Origin of the sequence: Streptomyces gelaticus, assembly GCF_014649535.1 — a bacterium.
GTDB lineage: Bacteria > Actinomycetota > Actinomycetes > Streptomycetales > Streptomycetaceae > Streptomyces > Streptomyces gelaticus.
Map to the genome: position 1 here is coordinate 132,043 of NZ_BMTF01000002.1, position 16,985 is coordinate 149,027.

Consider the following 16,985-nt stretch of genomic DNA (forward strand, 5'->3'; position numbering starts at 1 on the left):
CTTGTCGCGGGTTACTGCTCCGTCTTGCGGAGGCGGAACGCCAGGGACAGGGACTCGTCCTCGAACGGTTCGCCGTAGGCCGGGTCCGCCTCGCCCTGGGCGTAGTCCAGGGCCAGGACCTCGTCCGCGATCAGGGCGGCGTGTTCGGTCAGGGCCTCCACCGTCGCGGGGGAGGTCGACGTCCAGCGGACGGCGATGCGGTCCGCCACGTCCAGGCCGCTGTTCTTGCGGGCCTCCTGAATGAGGCGGATCGCGTCACGGGCGAGGCCCGCGCGGCGCAGCTCGGGGGTGATCTCCAGGTCCAGGGCGACCGTGGCGCCGGAGTCGGAAGCGACGGACCAGCCCTCACGCGGGGTCTCGGTGATGATCACCTCGTCCGGGGAGAGGGTGATCGTCTCGCCGTCCACCTCGATCGACGCCGTGCCGTCGCGCAGGGCCAGCGAGAGGGCTGCCGCATCGGCGTTCGCGACCGCCTTGGCCACCGCCTGGACGCCCTTGCCGAACCGCTTGCCGAGCGCCCGGAAGTTCGCCTTCGCTGTCGTGTCGACCAGCGAACCGCCTACCTCGGACAGGGAGGCCAGCGAGGACACGTTCAGCTCCTCGGTGATCTGGGCGTGCAGTTCGGGGGAGAGCGAATCGAAGCCGGCCGCCGCGACCAGGGTCCGGGACAGCGGCTGACGGGTCTTGACGCCGGACTCGGCGCGGGTGGCCCGGCCCAGCTCGACCAGGCGGCGCACCAGTGCCATCTGCATGGACAGGGCCGGGTCGATCGCCGCCGGGTCCGCCTTCGGCCAGCCGGAGAGGTGGACCGACTCGGGGGCGTCCGGCGTGACCGGAACGACCAGGTCCTGCCAGACCCGCTCGGTGATGAACGGGGTGAGCGGGGCCATCAGCCGGGTCACCGTCTCGATGACCTCGTGCAGGGTGCGCAGCGCGGCCTTGTCGCCCTGCCAGAAGCGGCGGCGCGAGCGGCGTACGTACCAGTTGGACAGGTCGTCGACGAAGGCGGACAGGAGCTTGCCGGCGCGCTGGGTGTCGTATCCCTCCAGGGCCTGCGTGGCCTGGTCCACCAGCGCGTTCAGCTCGCTCAGCAGCCAGCGGTCCAGGACCGTGCGGTCCGCCGGGGCCGGGTCGGCCGCGGACGGCGCCCAGCCCGATGTACGGGCGTAAAGGGCCTGGAAGGCGACCGTGTTCCAGTAAGTGAGGAGCGTCTTGCGGACGACCTCCTGGATCGTGCCGTGACCGACGCGGCGCGCCGCCCACGGGGAGCCGCCGGCCGCCATGAACCAGCGCACCGCGTCGGCGCCGTGCTGGTCCATGAGCGGGATCGGTTCGAGGGTGTTGCCCAGGTGCTTGGACATCTTCCGGCCGTCCTCGGCGAGGATGTGGCCCAGGCAGACCACGTTCTCGTAGGACGACTTGTCGAAGACCAGGGTGCCGACCGCCATCAGCGTGTAGAACCAGCCGCGGGTCTGGTCGATGGCCTCCGAGATGAACTGCGCCGGGTAGCGGCTCTCGAAGAGTTCCTTGTTCTTGTACGGGTAGCCCCACTGCGCGAACGGCATCGAACCCGAGTCGTACCAGGCGTCGATGACCTCGGGGACGCGGTACGCCTCCAGCTGGCAGTTCTCGTGCGAGCAGGTGAACGTGATCTCGTCGATGAACGGGCGGTGCGGGTCGAGGCCCGAGAGGTCGGCGCCGGTGAGCTCGCCGAGCTCGGTGCGGGAGCCGACACAGGTGAGGTGGCCGTCCTCGCAGCGCCAGATCGGCAGTGGGGTGCCCCAGTAGCGGTTGCGGGACAGCGCCCAGTCGACGTTGTTGTTCAGCCAGTCTCCGAAGCGGCCGTTCTTGACCGAGTCCGGGAACCAGTTGGTCTCCTCGTTCTCCTGGAGCAGCCGGTCCTTGATGGCGGTCGTGCGGATGTACCAGGACGGCTGCGCGTAGTAGAGCAGCGCGGTGTGGCAGCGCCAGCAGTGCGGGTAGCTGTGTTCGTACGGGACGTGCCGGAAGAGCTTGCCGCGGGTGGCCAGGTCCTCGGTCAGCGCCTCGTCGGCCTTCTTGAAGAAGACGCCGCCGACCAGCGGCAGGCCCTCCTCGAAGGTGCCGTCGGGGCGGACCGGGTTCACGACCGGCAGGCCGTACGCCTTGCAGACCAGGAGGTCGTCGGCGCCGAAGGCGGGGGACTGGTGGACCAGACCCGTACCGTCCTCGGTCGTCACGTACTCGGCGTTGACGACGTAGTGCGCCTCGGCCGGGAAGTCGACCAGCTCGAAGGGGCGCTCGTAGGTCCAGCGCTCCATCTCGCGGCCGGTGAAGGTCTCACCGGTGGTCTCCCAGCCCTCGCCCAGCGCTTTCTCGACGAGCGGCTGCGCGACGACGAGCTTCTCATCGCCGTTCGTCGCCACGACGTAGGTGACGTCGGGGTGCGCGGCGACGGCGGTGTTGGAGACCAGGGTCCAGGGGGTTGTCGTCCAGACCAGGAGGGACGCCTCGCCGGCGAGCGGGCCGGATGTGAGGGGGAAGCGGACGAAGACCGAGGGGTCGACGACCGTCTCGTACCCCTGGGCCAGCTCGTGGTCGGAGAGGCCGGTGCCGCAGCGGGGGCACCAGGGGGCGACGCGGTGGTCCTGGACCAGCAGGCCCTTGTTGAAGATCTCCTTCAGCGACCACCACACCGACTCGACGTACTCGGGGTCCATCGTGCGGTACGCGTCGTCGAGGTCGACCCAGTAGCCCATGCGGGTCGTGAGCTCGGCGAACGCGTCCGTGTGGCGCGTCACGGACTCACGGCACTTGGCGTTGAAGTCGGCGATGCCGTACGCCTCGATGTCCTTCTTGCCGTTGAAGCCCAGCTCCTTCTCGACCGCGAGCTCGACCGGCAGTCCGTGGCAGTCCCAGCCGGCCTTGCGGGCGACGTGGTAGCCCTGCATGGTCCGGAAGCGGGGGAAGACGTCCTTGAAGACGCGGGCCTCGATGTGGTGGGCGCCCGGCATGCCGTTGGCGGTGGGCGGGCCCTCGTAGAAGACCCACTCGGGGCGGCCCTCGGACTGTTCGAGGCTCTTGGCGAAGACCTTGCTGTCACGCCAGAAATCGAGCACGGCGTGCTCCAGCGCGGGCAGGTCGACCTGGGCGGGTACCTGGTGGTACTGCGGTGATGTCATGGGCGGGCTTCCTCCGGCGGACGTCTTCCACTTCCGTCGGAGGGACGAGGGCCTCATCGGCTCCCGCGGTACCACCCTCCTTGGCCCCGGGCGCGTGCCCGTGGCCCCCTCATTGGGGTCGCGATGCCGGTTCTACTCGCCTTGCGCCCGTGGGCGGAGCCCACTGTCCAAAGCTTTCTTCCGACGGCTCCGGGTGATCTTCACGACGCGCTCACCCCCGGGCTTCCACCGTCCCCGGGTCGCTCCTGGCTGCGTACGACGCTACTCGTCCCATCCACGCCTCTCGCTGGGGCCAGTGTACGGGCCCTTACGGGGGACGGCCGACCGGTTTAACCCGGGGGGCGGGGCGTGACCCGAATGGGCAGACGGCGCGGTACGGAGTCCGGGCAGGGGGTCGGGAGGCGGATTACCCGGCGGTGAGCTGGGCACAACGGAGGCAGGCAGGTCGTTGTCCGGACGTGGGGAGGAGCGATTCGGCGGCGTGCCCCGTTGCCGCGGGGCTGGGGTCGATTTATCGTCCCAGCACGATTCGCGTGCAAGATCACAATATGTGAAGGGGCCGCGGCCATGGTGGCGAAGAAGACCGCCGCGAAGAAGACGGCGTCGACCGGATCCACGGGCGCGGCAGCCTGGGAGCCGGACGGCGGCGCGGGCATGGATACCGTTCCGGAGACCGGTGCGACGAAGGCCGCCGTGAAGAAGACCGCGGCCAGGAAGACGGCGGCCGGCATGAAGGCGGCGGCCGCCGGGCCCGGGGATACCGGGCACGCCGCGCCGCCCAGGAAGGCCGCCGCGAAGAAGGGCGCGGCCAAGAAGGCTTCGAAGAAGGCCGCGGACGCGGCCCAGGAGGCGGCCGAGGCCGCCGAGAAGACGGGAGCCCACACGGTGGTAGCCAAGAAGAGCGCGGCCCGAAACCGCACGGCCGACACGGGCGCGCCGCCCGTGCCCCCGGCCCGTGGGGGCGTCACGACAGCACCCGGAGAGCTGGCGGTCCGGCCGGGCGAGGACCCCTGGACCTCGGAGGAGGTCGCCGAGGCGCGGGCCGTGCTGAGCAGCGAGACCATGCGGCTGCGCAGTGAGCTGGAGGCCGCGAGCGCCGCGCTCGCCGGGCTGATGCGCGACTCCGGCGACGGCGCGGGTGACGACGAGGCGGACACCGGCACCAAGAACATCACCCGCGAGCACGAGATGTCGCTCGCCGCCAACGCCCGGGAGATGCTGGACCAGACCGAGCGGGCCCTGGCCCGGCTCGACGCCGGGACGTACGGACTCTGCGAGATCTGCGGCGATCCGATCGGCAAGGCGCGGATGCAGGCGTTCCCGCGCGCCACGCTCTGCGTCGAGGACAAACAGAAACAGGAGCGACGCGGTTGATCCCCGGCGGTGTGCCGTACCCTCGTCCTCAGTCAGGAACCTAGGTTGAGGGATTCACGTGGCAGAGGCGGAGCGCATCATCGGTACGCCGGACATCCCCGATGCTGAGGGGACCGAAGGGGACGAGGCCGAGGGCCGGGGCGGCGAGGCCGCCCCGAGCAGGGGCGCGCGGAAGATCAAGGTGCTCTTCGCCGTGGCCGTGTTCGCCTACATCGCCGACCTGATCAGCAAGATGATCGTGGTCGCGAAGCTGGAGCACCACGAGCCGATCGAGCTCATCGGCGAGTGGCTGCAGCTCAGCGTGATCCGTAACCCCGGTGCCGCATTCGGCATCGGTGAGGCGTTCACCATCATCTTCACGGTCATCGCGGCGACCGTCATCGTGGTGATCGCCCGGCTCGCGCGAAAGCTCTACAGCCTGCCGTGGGCCATCGCGCTCGGCCTGCTGCTCGGTGGCGCGCTCGGCAACCTCACCGACCGCATCTTCCGCGCCCCCGGCGCCTTCCAGGGCGCGGTGGTGGACTTCATCGCCCCCGCGCACTTCGCCGTTTTCAACCTCGCCGACTCCGCGATCGTCTGCGGCGGCATCCTGATCGTGATCCTCTCCTTCAAGGGCCTGGACCCCGACGGCACCGTGCACAAGGACTAGTGGCCGCAAGGCATACTCGACAGGTGAGTACGTATCCCGAGGTCCGCACCCTGCCCGTACCCGACGGTCTGGAGGGCGAGCGTGTCGACGCCGCCATCTCCCGGATGTTCGGTTTCTCCCGCACCAAGGCCGCCGAGCTGGCGGCCGCCGGGAAGGTGCAGGTGGACGGCTCGGTGGTCGGGAAGTCCGAGCGGGTCCAGGGCGGTGCCTGGCTGGAAGTGGAGATGCCGCAGGCCCCCGCTCCGGTGCAGATCGTCGCCGAGCCCGTCGAGGGCATGGAGATCGTGCACGACGACGACGACATCGTCGTGATCGTGAAGCCGGTCGGGGTCGCCGCGCACCCGAGCCCCGGCTGGACCGGCACGACCGTCATCGGGGGGCTCGCGGCCGCCGGGTACCGGATCTCGACCTCCGGTGCCGCCGAGCGCCAGGGCATCGTCCACCGCCTCGACGTCGGCACCTCCGGCCTGATGGTCGTCGCCAAGTCCGAGCGGGCCTACACCCTGCTGAAGGCGCAGTTCCGCGACCGGGTCGTCGAGAAGAAGTACAACGCGCTGGTGCAGGGCCACCCGGACCCGATGAGCGGCACCATCGACGCCCCCATCGGGCGCCACCCCAACCACGACTACAAGTGGGCCGTCACGGCCGAGGGCAAGCCGTCCGTGACGCACTACGACCTCGTCGAGGCCTACCGTTCCGCCAGCCTCCTGGACATCAAGCTGGAGACGGGCCGTACGCACCAGATCCGGGTGCACATGTCCGCCCACCGCCATCCCTGCGTCGGCGACCTCACCTACGGTGCCGACCCGACGATGGCCAAGCGCCTCGGCCTGACCCGGCAGTGGCTGCACGCCGTCCGGCTCGGCTTCGAGCACCCCTCCGACGGCAGCTGGGTGGAGTTCACCAGCAGCTACCCGGACGACCTCCAGCGGGCCCTGGACAAGATCGCGGCGGAGAGTCAGTGACCGGCTCGCCCGCCCCGTACACCACGCGTGTCGCCGTCGGGGAGCAGGACCTCGCGGCTTGCTTCCTGGTCCGCAAGGACGTCTTCGTCGGTGAACAGGACGTGCCCGAGGAGATCGAGTACGACGAGTACGACGCGGTCGCCCTGCATGTCGTCGCCTTCGCTGCGGACGGCGTGCCGCTCGGCACCGGGCGGCTGCTGCACGGCCCGGCCGCCGCGGCCAGGACCGGCGGCGACCCGGCCGTCGGCTCGCTCGGCAGGCTCGCGGTGACCAAGGCGGCACGTGGCCTCGGCGTCGGCGCGGCGCTGGTACGGGCCATCGAGGACGCGGCCCGTGAGCTCGGCCTGGCCGCCGTCGACCTGCACGCCCAGACCCATGCGCTGGGCTTCTACGAGCGCCTCGGCTACGAGGCGTACGGCCCCGAGTTCCCGGACGCGGGCATGCCCCACCGGGCGATGCGCCGCGCTCTGCGGGGCTGAGGCGGGGCCGGCCCCAGGGCCTGTCCGACCCCGATCCGCCGGACAGGCCCTACTCCGGCAGGCCCCAGCGGGTCCAGGCCCCGTGTCCGCGGGTGGCGCGAACCGTGCGGGGTGACCACCGCCGTGGAGCCGCGTGGCAGGGAGACTGTGATCCGCCCCGGTCCGGTCTCCCGCCAGTGCAGCGGGCGCCCGCGCGCGTCCCGTACCTCGCTCCGGCCCCTGATCGAGTGGTCCAGGACCAGCGGTGCGCCCGCCTCGCTGTGCACCCGTACCCAGCGCGTCGCACCGCCCGAGCGGTCCGCGTCCACCAGGAAGGCGCCCTGGGTGCGCAGCGACGCGATTGACGCGTCCGCCCAGCGCTCCGAGACGGAGGGGAAGACCTTCACCACCCCTCGTGGCTCTGCACCACCATGTCGAGCATCGACTGGGCGGCGGACAGCGGGCTCTCCAGGGCGAGGTTCTTGCCCTCCCGATACATCGTGTTGACCGTCATCCGGCAGTCCGCGACCACCTTCAGATCGGTGAAGAAGGTCAGGAAGTCGAGGGCCTTCTCCGCCTCGTCCATCACCGAGTACATGGACGAGGCGGCGTAGCTGTAGCCGTGCCACAGCTGCTGCAAGGAGACCCAGTGGTAGCAGATGCGAGTGTGCCGGTGCGAGCCGGCGAGCGGGACGCCCTTGCAGATCATGACGTCCGTCGCCGGGTCCTCGGCGTACGGGGTGAGGCGCCGCCCGATGTCCTGCCAGCGCCCCAGCCGCGTTTCGTCATTGTCGGTCGAGGAGGCGGGAATCAGGGGGTGTTGTCTGGATTGCGAACTCCGCGTGGCAGGCTTTTACCCCCGATCCGCCGATCACCGGGATCGGCGTTCCGCGCTCCGGAAGGCACCTCGTGGACCAAATGGCACTGCTCCTCCTGCTGTTGCTCGGGGCTGTGGTCACGGTGCCGCTGGGGGAGCGCCTCGGGCTGCCCGCGCCGGTGCTGATGACCCTCGCCGGGGCCGGCATGGCGTTCCTCAGTTTCGTACCGAACGTGGAGATCCCGCCCGAGATCATCCTGCCGGCGCTGCTGCCGCCGCTGCTCTACGCCTCCGTGCAGCGAACCTCCTGGCGGCAGTTCGCCGCCAATAAACGACCGATCTTTCTGCTGGCAGTGGCGCTGGTCTTCGTCACGACGGCCGCCGTCGCCGCGGTCGCCAACGCGATCGTCCCCGGGCTGCCCATCGCCGCGGCCGTGGCGCTCGGCGCGCTCGTCGCCCCGCCCGACCCGGTCGCGGCGACGGCCGTCGCCGGTTCGGTCGGGCTGCCGCGCAGGCTCGTCTCCATCCTGGAGGGCGAGGGGCTGTTCAACGACGTGACCGCGATCGTGCTGTACCACGTGGCGATCGCCGCCGCGGTGAGCGGGAGCTTCTCGCTGCCGGAGGCGTTCGGGCTGCTGGTCCTCTCCGCGGTGGTGGCCGTGGTGGTGGGCCTGGTGCTCGGCTGGCTCACCATCAAGCTCATGGGCCTGCTCGGCGACGCCACGCTCCAGGTCGGCCTCACACTGCTGGTGCCATTCGTGAGTTACGTGCTCGCGGAGGAGCTGAGGGGGTCGGGTGTCCTCGCCGTCCTGACCACCGCGCTCTTCCTGGCCGAGCACACCGCCGACGCCGACGACGTCCTCGGGCGCCTCACCGGCCGCAGCTTCTGGGAGATCGTCGACACTCTCGTCACCGGGGTCGCCTTCGGGCTCATCGGCCTGGAACTGCACAACGTCTTCGGGACCTCGGACGGGCGCGAACTCCAGATGCTGGGCTGGGGGCTCGCCGTGGTCGTGGTGGTGGTCGGCGTTCGGCTGCTGTACCTGCTGCCCGCCACCTGGCTGGCCAAGCGGCTGCACACCCGGCGCGACGTCAGCGAGGAGATCCCCACCAGCTGGCGGGAGACCGTCGTCATGTGGTGGGCCGGGATGCGCGGAGTGGCCTCGGTCGCGCTGGCGCTCGCGATCCCGCTGAAGACGGACGACGGGAAGCCGTTCCCGGGCCGCGACGAGATCGTCTTCATCGCCTTCGTGGTGATCATGGCCACGCTCGTCATCCAGGGGCTCACCCTGCCGTGGCTGGTCCGCAAGCTCCGCGTCAAGGCGGACACGGATGCCGAGGAGGCGCTGGAGAAGGACCTCGCGATCCGCGCCGCGAAGGCCGCGAAGCAGCGCCTCAGGGAGATCCAGGAGGTCGAGGAGTTCCCGGACGAGGTCGCCGAGCGCTTGCAGCGGCTGGCGTACGACGTGGGGGCGCGGATCAGCCCCGACATGGTCGACGACGAGCGCCGCGAGGCGTACGCGCAGCGGGCCGAGCGCTTCAAGGCGGTCAGCCGCGTCCAGCGCGAGATGATGTCGGCCGCCCGCCACGCGGTGCTCTCGGCCCGCAACGAGGCGGGGTCGGACCCGGAGATCGTCGACCGCGTGCTGCGGCAGCTGGACGTCCGCAGCCTGCGGTGAGGCGGTGGGCGGCCGCGCCCGGTGTCCCGGTCAGCCGCGTCCCGTGCGCGGGGACCCGTCCAGGTCCGACGGCTTCTCGTGCGCGGGGCGGTGCGGATAGGGCCACTCACTGCCCGGCGGCAGCGCCGCGGGCGCCGTCGCGACCCTCGGCAGCGCGTACGGATGGTGGTCGCGCAGCCAGCCGATGAGCTCCTCCCGCACGGCGCAGCGCACCGTCCAGATGTCGCTCGGGTCCTTCGCCGTGACCACCGCGCGGACCAGGATCGTCGACGGTGTGGTGTCCGTGACGGCGAAAGACCAGTCCCGGCCGTCCCAGGCGGCGCACTCGCCCAGGACGTCCCGCAGCCGCTCGCGCATCGCGGCGACCGGGGCCGAGTGGTCGAGGTGGAAGAAGACCGAGCCGGTCATCTGCGCGCCGCCGCGCGACCAGTTCTCGAACGGCTTGCTGGTGAAGTACGAGACCGGCATCGTGATCCGCCGCTCGTCCCAGGTCCGCACCGCGAGGAAGGTGAGCGTGATCTCCTCGATCGTGCCCCACTCGCCGTCCACCACCACCGTGTCACCGATGCGCACCATGTCGCCGAACGCGATCTGCAGCCCCGCGAAGAGGTTGCCCAGCGTCGACTGGGCGGCCACCCCCGCGACGATGCCGAGCACACCCGCCGAGGCCAGCATCGAGGTGCCGAAGGTCCGCATCCCCGGGAACGTCAGGAGCATCGCGCCGGCCGCGACCACCGCCACGATCGCGGTGACCACCCGCTGAATCAGTGTCACCTGGGTCCGGACCCGCCGCACCCTCGCCGGATCGGCGGTGTTCGCGGCGTACCTCGCGTACAGCGAATCGACGACGGCCGTCGCGATCCGCACCACCAGCCAGGCCGAGGCCCCGATCAGCACCAGCGTCAGGACCTGGCCGATCCCCGCCCGGTGGTCCTGGACCGGTTCGAGCCGGGTGTGGGTGTACGAACCCCGCAGCAGCGCCGCGCAGAGCGTCAGCTGGAGCGGAATCCGGCAGCCCCGCAGCAGCCCCCACAGCGGGGTGTCGTGGTGCCGGCCGTCGGCCCGTCTGAGCAGCAGATCCACCAGCGCGCCGACCAGCAGCGTGATCACGACCGAGCCGCCGACGACGATCAGCGGGCGCAGTATGTTCTCCATCCCGTCGTTCTCCATGCCCCCGACCGTAGCTGGCACCATGGGACCCATGAACATCATGCTTTTCCACTCGACGTACGGTCTGCGCCCCGCGGTGCACGCCGCTGCCGACCGGCTCCGTGCCGCCGGGCACGAGGTGCAGGTGCCCGACCTCTTCGAGGGGCGCACGTTCGGCACCGTCGAGGAAGGCCTGGCCTTCAAGGAGGAGGTGGGCAAGGACGAGCTGCTCAAGCGGGCCGTGCTGGCCGCCGCCCCCTACTCGGACCGGGGCCTGGTGTACGCGGGCTTCTCGTTCGGCGCCGCCACCGCGCAGACCCTGGCGCTCGGCGACGAGAAGGCCCGCGGCCTGCTGATGTTCCACGGCACCTCGGACATCGCCGAGAACGCCTCCGTGGACGAGCTGCCGGTACAGCTGCATGTCGCCGACCCGGACCCGTTCGAGACGCACGACTGGCTGAACTCCTGGTATCTGCAGATGCAGCGGACCGGTGCCGATGTGGAGGTCTACCGCTATCCGGGCGCGGGCCATCTCTTCACGGACGCCGAACTGCCCGACTTCGACCGGGCGTCGGCCGAGCTGGCCTGGAAGGTCGCGCTCGGTTTCCTCGCCACGCTGTGACCGCGCGAAGGGCCCCGCACGGCGGGGCCCTTCGTACGGACGGGACGGATCAGCCGCGGTAGGCGGTCCAGCTGTCGCTCATCCGCTGCACCTGGCCCGCGGTGAACTGGGTCATGCACGAGTCGTAGGTGTAGTCCATGAAGTTGTGGATCGGGTCGGCGCCGGTCTTGTTGGTGCAGGTGTCGCGCCCGGTCGGGCACTCGTACGCGGCGCTCTTCTCGGCCGGGGTGTCGGCGACGTAGTCGCCGTTGCCGTTACAGCCGCCCTGGAAGGTGTGGTAGAGCCCCATCCAGTGGCCGACCTCGTGGGTGGCGGTGTCGCCCTCGTTGTAGTTGGTGGCGGAGCCGCCGGGCAGCGAGGCGTCGAGCATGACGACGCCGTCGTCCGAGGGGTTGGACTTGTACGAGCTGGGGAAGGTGGCCCAGCCCAGCAGCCCGCCGCCGAGGTCGGCGGTGTAGATGTTGAGAGCGTTCGCGCCGCCCTTGCGCAGCGAGGACTTCATGGCCTTCTCGGCGGCGGAGCCCGGGGAGATGCCATTGTACCAGGAGCTGTTGTCCGTGTAGTCCGTGCCGGCCAGTGTGAACTGGAAGCCGGAGTCCGTGTTGCCCGAGCCCTGTCCGCTGTAGGCGGCGTTCAGGACGTTCATCTGGCTGTTGATCGCGGACGCGCTGAGCTTCCCGGTGGTCCCGGAGTGCACCACGTGGAAGTAGACCGGGATCGTCGCGCCCGCGGCGAGCGAGGGGCCGCTGAGCCGCCGGTCCGCGAGTCTCTGCTTCAGCTGCGCGTCCATCGCCTTGGCCTGGCTCGCGGTCAGCTCATTGGGGTCGTCGGTGTGGGCGGCGCCCGAGGGGCGGGCCTCCCGTGCCGTGGCGTTGGTGCCCGCGTCGTCCCCGCACTTCTGGGCGGACGAGGCGGAGACCTTGGAGGCGGCGGAAGCGGCGGAGCCGGAGGGGGCGGAGAGCGGTGCCAGGGCCAGAGTTCCGGCCAGAACGGCGGTGCCGATCGCACGGTTACGCATACGCGGCGATATACGGGCAAGAGTGCGCACGGGGACTCCTCGCGAATGTGTGGGAGAGGAATTTCCTCACCCGCCGCCGGGAGATTACGTGCGCATGTCATCCCCCGAGGAGGAATGATCAAGCCCAATCGGATATTCACCAAAGGGTGGAAAGCGGAAGGAATCTTTCTTCGCGTTCCAGAGTTTGAGACGGCGGCGTAACCGTAGGCGTTACCCCGGCGGGCGGTGTGTCCCCATTCGGGCCGTGGGACACACCACCCGCCGTAGCGATGTCATGCACCGTCAACATATGCGGGAGTGGCCGAAAATGATCCCTCAGCGCACCGGGCTGTCCACCCGCTCGACCTTCTGCGTTCCGCTGAGCGTCCGGTACGAACGCGTCCAGGCCGAGGTCGCGTCGCGCTCGGTCCGGTCGGAGACCGCGTAGTAGTCCATCTGCGAGCGTTCGGCGGTCACGTCGAGGACGCCGTAGCCGTGCGAGTCCATGTCGACCCACTTCACATGGCGGTTGGCGGCCCTGACCGCGGCGGCCGCGACCACCGAGACCGTCTGCGGCGCGACGTGCAGGATGTCGTCGATGTTGTCCGAGGTCACCGACGTCACCACGAACTCGGTGGCGGCCGAGGCGGAGAGCGGATACGTCGCCGCCTTCACCGGCACGTCATTGGCCCACGCCATGTGGATGTCGCCGGTCAGGAAGACCGTATTGGTGATCGACCGGTCCCGCAGATGCGAGATCAGCTCCTTGCGGTCGTCCGTGTAGCCGTCCCACTGGTCGACGTTGACGGCGAGGCCCTCCTTGGGCAGCCCCAGCAACTCGGCCAGCGGCTCCAGCAGATGGGCGGGTACGGAGCCGAACGCCACCGGCGAGATCATCACCGAGGTGCCGACCAGCTGCCAGGTCGCGTCCGAGCCGGCCAGCCCCGACTTCAGCCAGTCCAGCTGCGCCCGGCCGGTGATGGTGCGCTCCGGGTCGTCGACCCCGCCGTTGCCGATCGACGACTGCTGGGAGCGGAAGGTGCGCAGGTCGAGTAGGTGGAGATCGGCCAGGTTGCCGAAGCGCAGCCGCCGGTAGACGGTGCCCTCGGTGGAGGCGCGGACCGGCATCCACTCGAAGTACGCCTGCTTGGCGCCCGCCGCCCGGTCGGCCCAGGAGCCCTCCGTGCCCGGCGTGTGGTTCTCGGCCCCGCCCGACCAGGCGTCGTTGGCGAACTCGTGGTCGTCCCAGATCGCGATCACCGGGTGGGTGGCGTGCAGGGTCTGGAGGTCGGTGTCCGTCTTGTACGTGCCGTGCCGGGTGCGGTAGTCGGCGAGGGTGAGGATCTCGTGCTTCGGCTCGTGCGGCCGCACGACATACTTCGCGTCCGGGTAACTGCCCGAGGCGTACTCGTAGATGTAGTCGCCGAGATGCAGGACCGCGTCCAGGTCGGCGCGGGCGGCGAGGTGGCGGTACGGGGAGAAGTACCCGGCCTCCCAGTTGGCGCACGACACCACCCCGAACCGGACACCGGGCGTGGCGGCCCCGGCCGCGGGCGCCGTCCGGGTGCGCCCGGCCGGTGAGACGGCCTGTGTGCCTTCGCCCGCCGAGAAGCGGAACCAGTACGCGGTGGCGGGGGCCAGGCCCCGCACATCGGCCTTGACGGTGTGGTCGGACGCGGCCCTGGCGACGGTCGTGCCCCGGGCCACGACCCGGGCGAAGTCCTTGTCCTCGGCGACCTCCCAGCGCACCGCCGTATCGGAACCGAGGCCCGAACCGGGCACCGCGTCGGGTGTCGGGGTGACGCGGGTCCACAGGAGTATGCCGTCGGGCAGCGGGTCGCCGGAGGCGACGCCGTGGAGGAAGGCGGGTCCGTCCGCGGCGCGTGCGGTGGCGGCGGAGGCCAGAGCGGGGGCAGCGACGGCGGGGGCGGCAGCGGCCTTGACGACCGTGCGGCGGCTGGGGGCGGAGAGCGGCGAGATGCGCTTTCGACTGGTCACGGACAAAAACCCTACTGGCGGGTAAGGCGAACGGGCAGGCGAATGAAGGAAGTTCGCCTGCCCGTCGGGGATCCGCTGCCGTGAGGTCGCCGGCCGGTCAGCCCTTCAGCGCGGCCGTGATCGCGGTGTTGAAGGCGTCCACCGTCATCGGAGCGTTCTCGCTCTGCCCGTCGGTGAGTACCTTGCCGTCCATCTTCAGCGTCGGGGTGCCCTTCACACCGCTGTCCTCGAACGCCGCCGACATCTTCATCGCCCAGCCGTCGAACGTGCCGTCCTTGACGTTCTTCTGGAAGGCGGCGTTGCCCTTCAGCGTGTCCACCGAGTCGGCGATCTTGATCAGGTAGGAGTCGTCCTTGAACTTGTCGTCCGTCTCCTCCGGGTGGTACTTCGCGGAGTAGAGCGCGGCCTTGTAGTCGAGGAAGGCGTCGGGGCTGACGTCGAGCGCCGCACCGAGCGCGCTCAGCGCGTTCTTCGAGCCCTCGCCGCCGGTCATGCCGTCGATGAACGTGGCACCGATGTACTTGATCTTGTACTTTCCGGCGTCGACGTCCTTGTGCACCGTCTCGCCGATCGCCTGCTCGAACGTTCCGCAGATCGGGCAGCGCGAGTCCTCGTACAGCTCCAGGGTCTTCTTGGCGCTCGACTTGCCGATGACGACGGTGGTGCCGTCCTTGCCCGAGGTGTTCTTGGGCGCCGTCACGTTCTTCGTGTCCTTGGCCGCCTCCCAGTGGGACGGCTTGTTCAGCTGCATGACGCCCCAGGTACCGAGGCCCACGACCGCCAGGACGCCGACGATCGAGACGCCGACGACGATCTGCCGGCGGGCCTTGTCCTTCTTGGCCTGGCGCTCGCGCTCGGCGCGCAGCCGCTCGCGGGCCGCCGCCTTGTTGGCCTGGCTGTTGCGCTTGCTCATGTCTGTATCTCCATGGTGTGAGGGGTATGTCGTCGGGAAACCGTGTGCTCAGGCGAAGGCATGCGCCGAGCGCGGCGGTCCCCTCCGTCCCACGGAGTGCACGAGCAGACGCGCGTGTACGAGCAGGTGCGGGCCGTGCCCGGTGGGCCGCACCCGGCGGCGTACCGGGCGGCGGGCCGTACCGACGACGGCGACCGCGACCAGCAGCGGCCGGAAGGCCAGGACGGCGGCCGCCTCCAGCAGGCGGGCCAGCGCGGACTCGCCCCGTCGGAGCCAGGCCGCGGCGAGCAGGCCGACCGTCACATGGGCGGCGAGCAGCAGCCACGGCACCGCGGGGCCGGGCGAGGCCAGCAGGGCGGCCGTGGTGTGCCCGGCATCGGTCACCGAGGCGAGCGGGGTGACATCGGCACCGGCCCGTGCCGCCCCGGTGCCGATCGTGCCACCGCACAGCACATCGACGCCGACCGAACGCAGCGGCCCGGCGATCGGGCCGCCGGCCGCGCCGTAGCAGACGTGCTGACCGGTGGTGAAGAAGGTGTCGGCGGCCAGCTCCAGCGGGACCAGCAGTCCGGCGATCGACCCGAAGCCGCGCTCCCGGCCGGCCAGCGCGTAGGCCATGGCGAAGACCGCGCCGGCCAGCAGGGCGACGGCGGTCAGCGGCAGCGGGGCCCGGGAGAGCAGCACATGGGACGCGACGGAGAGCGTCACGACGAGCGCTGTGAAAAGCGTCGCGCGAACGACTCTGAGGTGTGTCCCGGATATGTCCATCGCCGAGGAGTGTCGCATGCCAACCTGTAAGTGACCCCTAAAGGGACGGACAACGGAGTGTTACAGCCCCGGAATACGGCCGTTGCGGAAGAGGTCCACGAAGATCTGGTGGTCGGCGCGGGCCCGCGCGCCGTAGCTGTGGGCGAAGTCCACCAGCAGACCGGCGAAGCCCTCCTCGTCGGCCGCGATGGCCGCGTCGATCGCCCGCTCGGTGGAGAACGGGACCAGCGAGTGACCGCTCTCGTCGTCCGCCGCGGAGTGCATCGTCGCCGTCGCCCGGCCGAGATCGGCGACGACCGCCGCGATCTCCTCCGGCTCGTCGATGTCGGACCAGTCCAGATCGACCGCGTACGGCGACACCTCGGCGACCAGCTGGCCCGCCCCGTCCAGCTCGGTCCAGCCGAGCCACGGGTCGGCGTGCGCCTGCAGGGCGCGCTGCGAGATCACGGTGCGGTGGCCCTCGTGCTGGAAGTACTCGCGCACGGCCGTGTCGGTGATGTGCCGGGAGACCGCGGGGGTCTGTGCCTGCTTGAGGTAGATCACCACATCGTTCTCCAGGGCGTCGCTGTTGCCCTCCAGAAGGATGTTGTACGAGGGCAGCCCTGCCGAACCGATGCCGATCCCGCGGCGTCCGACGACGTCCTTCACGCGGTACGAGTCGGGGCGGGCCAGGCTCGACTCCGGGAGCGTCTCCAGATAGCCGTCGAAGGCGGCCAGCACCTTGTAGCGCGTCGCCGCGTCCAGATCGATCGAGCCGCCGCCCGGGGCGAAGCGGCGCTCGAAGTCCCGGATCTCCGTCATCGAGTCCAGCAGCGAGAACCGGGTCAGCGACCGGGCGTCGCGCAGCGCGTCCAGCAGCGGGCCCCCGGCCGTGTCCAGCGTGAAGGGCGGCAGCTCGTCGCTCTTCGCGCCCGTCGCCAGCGCGTGGATCCGCTCGCGGTAGGCCGCCGCGTAGATCCCGACCAGCTCGGTGATCTGGTCGTCGCTCAGCGCCTTCGCGTACCCGATCAGGGCGACGGAGGCGGCGAACCGCTTGAGGTCCCAGGTGAACGGGCCGACGTACGCCTCGTCGAAGTCGTTCACGTTGAAGACCAGCCGGCCGTTGGCGTCCATGTACGTGCCGAAATTCTCCGCGTGCAGATCGCCGTGGATCCACACCCGGCCGGTCCGCTCGTCCAGGAACGGGCCGCCGTGCCGCTCCCGCTCCAGGTCGTTGTAGAACAGGCACGCCGTGCCCCGGTAGAAGGCGAAGGCCGAGCCCGCCATCTTGCGGAACTTGACCCGGAAGGCAGCCGGATCGGCGGCCAGCAGCTCCCCGAACGCGGTGTCGAAGACCTCAAGAATCTGCTCGCCGCGCTGTGCCGCGCCGGTCTGCGCTTCCGACATCTCTGGGTGCCTCCTGGTACCTGACGTGTATGACGAAGTACATGACAAA

The 16,985-nt window shown here is 70.4% G+C and carries 15 protein-coding genes; 6 read left to right on the forward strand and 9 right to left on the reverse strand.

The features are described from left to right. Nucleotides 1-11: 11 nt before the first annotated feature. The gene (gene ileS, locus IE107_RS03315) at nucleotides 12-3,161 is read right to left on the reverse strand and encodes an isoleucine--tRNA ligase (protein WP_189540852.1); all 3,150 of its coding nucleotides are present in this window, start codon (nucleotides 3,159-3,161) and stop codon (nucleotides 12-14) included. A 567-nt stretch (nucleotides 3,162-3,728) separates the two neighbouring features. Between ileS and IE107_RS03320 the strand changes: the two genes are divergently transcribed. The 4 genes from IE107_RS03320 to IE107_RS03335 are packed head-to-tail and all read left to right on the forward strand — an operon-like array spanning nucleotide 3,729 to nucleotide 6,628. Next, nucleotides 3,729-4,535 (forward strand): TraR/DksA family transcriptional regulator, encoded by an 807-nt coding sequence (locus IE107_RS03320; RefSeq protein ID WP_189540854.1) that lies wholly within the window; start codon nucleotides 3,729-3,731, stop codon nucleotides 4,533-4,535. A 58-nt stretch (nucleotides 4,536-4,593) separates the two neighbouring features. Beyond that, entirely contained in the window at nucleotides 4,594-5,184 is a 591-nt protein-coding gene (lspA, locus tag IE107_RS03325; RefSeq protein ID WP_189540856.1) for a signal peptidase II, read from the forward strand. A gap of 23 nt (nucleotides 5,185-5,207) precedes the next feature. After that, nucleotides 5,208-6,149, forward strand: a complete 942-nt coding sequence (locus IE107_RS03330; RefSeq protein ID WP_189540858.1) for an RluA family pseudouridine synthase — start codon at nucleotides 5,208-5,210, stop codon at nucleotides 6,147-6,149. Beyond that, a complete protein-coding gene (locus IE107_RS03335; RefSeq protein ID WP_189540860.1) occupies nucleotides 6,146-6,628 on the forward strand; it encodes a GNAT family N-acetyltransferase in 483 nt (160 codons plus the stop codon). The genes IE107_RS03330 and IE107_RS03335 overlap by 4 nt, the downstream gene beginning before the upstream one ends. Here IE107_RS03335 and IE107_RS03340 read toward each other — a convergent pair. Beyond that, on the reverse strand, nucleotides 6,553-7,017 hold the full coding sequence (locus tag IE107_RS03340) for a hypothetical protein (RefSeq protein WP_189540862.1): 465 nt from the start codon (nucleotides 7,015-7,017) through the stop codon (nucleotides 6,553-6,555). The genes IE107_RS03335 and IE107_RS03340 overlap by 76 nt on opposite strands. After that, complete coding sequence (locus IE107_RS03345) at nucleotides 7,011-7,316, reverse strand: hypothetical protein (RefSeq protein WP_189540864.1); 306 nt, start codon at nucleotides 7,314-7,316, stop codon at nucleotides 7,011-7,013. The genes IE107_RS03340 and IE107_RS03345 overlap by 7 nt, the downstream gene beginning before the upstream one ends. A 200-nt stretch (nucleotides 7,317-7,516) precedes the next feature. Here IE107_RS03345 and IE107_RS03350 point away from each other — a divergent pair, with 200 nt between their 5' ends. Next, complete coding sequence (locus tag IE107_RS03350) at nucleotides 7,517-9,103, forward strand: Na+/H+ antiporter (protein WP_189540866.1); 1,587 nt, start codon at nucleotides 7,517-7,519, stop codon at nucleotides 9,101-9,103. 30 nt (nucleotides 9,104-9,133) lie between these two features. Here IE107_RS03350 and IE107_RS03355 read toward each other — a convergent pair whose 3' ends face one another. Beyond that, nucleotides 9,134-10,258, reverse strand: coding sequence for a mechanosensitive ion channel family protein (locus tag IE107_RS03355; RefSeq protein ID WP_189541367.1), 1,125 nt, complete (start codon nucleotides 10,256-10,258; stop codon nucleotides 9,134-9,136). A 37-nt stretch (nucleotides 10,259-10,295) separates the two neighbouring features. Between IE107_RS03355 and IE107_RS03360 the strand changes: the two genes are divergently transcribed. Beyond that, on the forward strand, nucleotides 10,296-10,874 hold the full coding sequence (locus tag IE107_RS03360; protein ID WP_189540868.1) for a dienelactone hydrolase family protein: 579 nt from the start codon (nucleotides 10,296-10,298) through the stop codon (nucleotides 10,872-10,874). Nucleotides 10,875-10,923: 49 nt separating this feature from the next. On the opposite strand, the gene IE107_RS03365 is transcribed toward IE107_RS03360, so the two are convergent. The 5 genes from IE107_RS03365 to IE107_RS03385 all read right to left on the reverse strand — a co-directional run bounded on the left by IE107_RS03365 (nucleotide 10,924) and on the right by IE107_RS03385 (nucleotide 16,936). Beyond that, on the reverse strand, nucleotides 10,924-11,892 hold the full coding sequence (locus tag IE107_RS03365; RefSeq protein WP_189540870.1) for a zinc metalloprotease: 969 nt from the start codon (nucleotides 11,890-11,892) through the stop codon (nucleotides 10,924-10,926). A gap of 315 nt (nucleotides 11,893-12,207) precedes the next feature. After that, complete coding sequence (locus IE107_RS03370) at nucleotides 12,208-13,869, reverse strand: alkaline phosphatase D family protein (RefSeq protein WP_189540872.1); 1,662 nt, start codon at nucleotides 13,867-13,869, stop codon at nucleotides 12,208-12,210. 97 nt (nucleotides 13,870-13,966) lie between these two features. Beyond that, nucleotides 13,967-14,782, reverse strand: coding sequence for a thioredoxin domain-containing protein (locus IE107_RS03375; RefSeq protein WP_189540874.1), 816 nt, complete (start codon nucleotides 14,780-14,782; stop codon nucleotides 13,967-13,969). A 48-nt stretch (nucleotides 14,783-14,830) separates the two neighbouring features. After that, entirely contained in the window at nucleotides 14,831-15,550 is a 720-nt protein-coding gene (locus IE107_RS03380) for a hypothetical protein (protein ID WP_189541369.1), read from the reverse strand. Between the two features lie 60 nt (nucleotides 15,551-15,610). Further along, entirely contained in the window at nucleotides 15,611-16,936 is a 1,326-nt protein-coding gene (locus IE107_RS03385) for a DUF2252 domain-containing protein (protein WP_189540876.1), read from the reverse strand. Nucleotides 16,937-16,985 lie beyond the last annotated feature (49 nt).

Excerpts from the sequence above, each read along its gene's own strand:
- ileS (WP_189540852.1), bottom strand. The coding sequence starts at position 3,161 with ATGACATCACCGCAGTACCACCAGGTACCCGCCCAGGTCGACCTGCCC.
- IE107_RS03320 (WP_189540854.1), top strand. The coding sequence starts at position 3,729 with ATGGTGGCGAAGAAGACCGCCGCGAAGAAGACGGCGTCGACCGGATCC.
- IE107_RS03345 (WP_189540864.1), bottom strand. The coding sequence starts at position 7,316 with ATGATCTGCAAGGGCGTCCCGCTCGCCGGCTCGCACCGGCACACTCGC.
- IE107_RS03355 (WP_189541367.1), bottom strand. The coding sequence starts at position 10,258 with ATGGAGAACATACTGCGCCCGCTGATCGTCGTCGGCGGCTCGGTCGTG.
- IE107_RS03360 (WP_189540868.1), top strand. The coding sequence starts at position 10,296 with ATGGGACCCATGAACATCATGCTTTTCCACTCGACGTACGGTCTGCGC.
- IE107_RS03365 (WP_189540870.1), bottom strand. The coding sequence starts at position 11,892 with ATGCGTAACCGTGCGATCGGCACCGCCGTTCTGGCCGGAACTCTGGCC.
- IE107_RS03375 (WP_189540874.1), bottom strand. The coding sequence starts at position 14,782 with ATGAGCAAGCGCAACAGCCAGGCCAACAAGGCGGCGGCCCGCGAGCGG.
- IE107_RS03380 (WP_189541369.1), bottom strand. The coding sequence starts at position 15,550 with ATGGACATATCCGGGACACACCTCAGAGTCGTTCGCGCGACGCTTTTC.
- IE107_RS03385 (WP_189540876.1), bottom strand. The coding sequence starts at position 16,936 with ATGTCGGAAGCGCAGACCGGCGCGGCACAGCGCGGCGAGCAGATTCTT.